The 2208-nt window shown below is 71.7% G+C and carries 2 protein-coding genes; both read right to left on the bottom strand.

Annotated elements, in window-relative coordinates; translation table 11 throughout:
- Window positions 1–185: 185 nt before the first annotated feature.
- Window positions 186–773 carry a hypothetical protein gene (locus tag HF519_RS29900; protein ID WP_169416299.1) on the bottom strand — a complete coding sequence of 196 codons (588 nt, stop codon included), beginning with the start codon at window positions 771–773 and terminating at the stop codon, window positions 186–188.
- Entirely contained in the window at window positions 770–1753 is a 984-nt protein-coding gene (locus HF519_RS29895) for a ParB/RepB/Spo0J family partition protein (RefSeq protein ID WP_169416298.1), read from the bottom strand. The genes HF519_RS29900 and HF519_RS29895 overlap by 4 nt, the downstream gene beginning before the upstream one ends.
- Window positions 1754–2208 lie beyond the last annotated feature (455 nt).

The following is a 2208-nucleotide window of genomic DNA, read 5'->3' as shown; positions in this document are numbered from 1 at the left end:
GCAGAACCCCGGGCATGTTCCGTCGCGCCGACGCGAGGAGAGACCCACCAGCTTCCCGGGCGGCGGTGTGCCCGCGCCCCGGTTGATGCGCCGGCCCTGCGGGCCGGCTGGCCATGGGGTCACCTGGTGCTGATGTGACCGGACGGCCGACCCCGGTATTGGGGTCGGCCGTCCGGTCGGGTTGATCAGGCCGCGGGGGCGTCGTGCTCGCCGTCCTGGCCGGTCTCGTCGGTGTCGGCGGTCCATTGGCACCCGACGACAGTGGTCTGAGTCGGGGCGGCGTGGCAGTCCTCGCAGTCCTGCTCGTCGGCGCCCGGCTCGTCCTCCTGGTCCTCGTCCTCCTCGTCCTCGGCCTCGGCGGCCGCCCGTGCGGCCTGCTCGGCGACGCGTGCGGCCTGCTCGGCGGTGTAAGCGGCCTGGGTGGCGGCGCGGTGCTCGACCTCGGCGGGGGTGATGTCGTAGCCGAGGGTGGTGAGCTGGTCCCACCACCACAGGGCGGCCTCGTGCTTGACGTGCCAGCCGCGCAGGCGTTCGGCGTGGTCGTCGATGCCCAGAACGGCGGTGGCGACGGCGCACTGTTGGATGCGGGCGGGGGTCCACTGCTCGGGCTGGGGGCAGAGCTGCTCGGCGAGCGGGTGGCGGTGGCCGGCGTCGATCAGATCGGGCCAGCGCGCGGCGATGGTGAGCAGCAGGTCGGTGTGCTTTGTGGCGGCCTTCTGGCTACCGATGAGGCTGCGCAGGAACTTCGCACGCACGTCGCGGGCGGCGCTCATCTTCTCCGCGTGCTCGCGTCGGGCGGCGTCTCGGCTTCGCGGCGGGCGATCTCTTCGGGGGAGACGTAGCCGGTGTGGCGCAGCCGGGTGTGGCCGTGGGCTTCGGGGTCACGGCAGATGTGCACCGGGCGGGGCTCGGCGTAGCTGGCGCTGTCGATGAACACGGCGTGCTTGTCGGCTAGGCCGTACTCCTCGACGGTCAGCGGGTTGCCCTCGGCATCGGCGAGGTCTCCCAACTCGGCCTCCCGGCTGGACCAGGGGAAGTCCTTGGGCTTGCTGACCAGGACGTAGCCGTCGGCGGTGAGCTGCTCGCGCAGCTGCGCGGCCTTGGCCTTGCGGTCGCGCTTGTGGCGCTCCTCGGCCAGGGCGTAGCCGATGTGACTGCCGCGCAGGATGCGCTCGACGGCCTTGGCGTCGTCGGCCAACTCGTCGAGGCTGGCCGCCTCGTCGAGCCCGAGCTGGCCCGTCGCCAGCGCCTTCTGCGCGACCTCGGGCAGGGCGGCGACCTTCTCCGCGGCGCGGACGGTGGCGAGCTTGATCCCGGTGGCGCGCGAGATCGCGCGGGCGTCGAGCCCGTCGACGAGCGCGAGTTGCAGCCCGCGGGCGCGCTCGGCGTCGGTCAGACTCAGGCGCTCGCCGTTCTCGGCGATCTGGGTGAGCACGTCGCGCCCGGCGAGGTCGGGGCGCTCGCAGCAGGGGACGTGCTGCAACTGTTCGGCCCGGGCGGCTGCCTGCTCGGCGCTGAGGTCGTAGTGGTCGGGGTCGGCGACGAGCAGCTCGGCGGCGCGGCGCACGGCGTCGCGGCGGCGGTGTCCGGCGTAGATGGTGAAACGACCGTCCGCACGGGGGATGACGGTCAGCGGTTCGAGCAGGCCTAGCTCGGCGATGGACTCGGCGAGTGCGTCGACGTCGCCGCGGTCCTCGCGCAGGTCCCGGTCGGCGTCGAGGTCGACGAGCTGGTCGATGTGAACGGCCTGCATTCGTGGCTCCCTGTTCGGGGTTTCGGTTGCGGTGTCGAGACGGGCTTGTCGTTCCCTCTCAACAGATCGTATTTTACAGCCATTCGGACCTTGAGTCAACTCGGAAACGGGCTTTGAACTGGGCTTTTGGGGGCGCGAGCGCCCCATCATTCGGCTCTACCCGACCCGCCCTCGACCGCTGGGAAGCGGGCGGAAATGCCGCCTCATATCCCCTGGCGCCCGGGCTTGCAGGCGTTGTCCCGCAGGTGGCCGCCCCTTATCCACAGGTGTCATCCGCAGGCTGACAATAAGCAGCATGTTTCTCCTAGGCTGACGCCATGAGTGATCTGTGGCCGGATCCGGTGGCCGGCGCCCCGTACACCTCGCGGTCTATGGCGCATCTCGCGCTCGGATCCGTCGCCCGGGCGGCCTCGGACTTCGCCCGCGGGCTGGTGCCCACCGGGGCGGGGCGGGGT

Source organism: Pseudonocardia bannensis (assembly GCF_012911875.1).
In the GTDB taxonomy this organism is placed as follows: domain Bacteria; phylum Actinomycetota; class Actinomycetes; order Mycobacteriales; family Pseudonocardiaceae; genus Pseudonocardia; species Pseudonocardia bannensis.
Note: the sequence above shows the minus strand (reverse complement) of the source record. Positions and strands in the feature narration are given on the sequence as shown.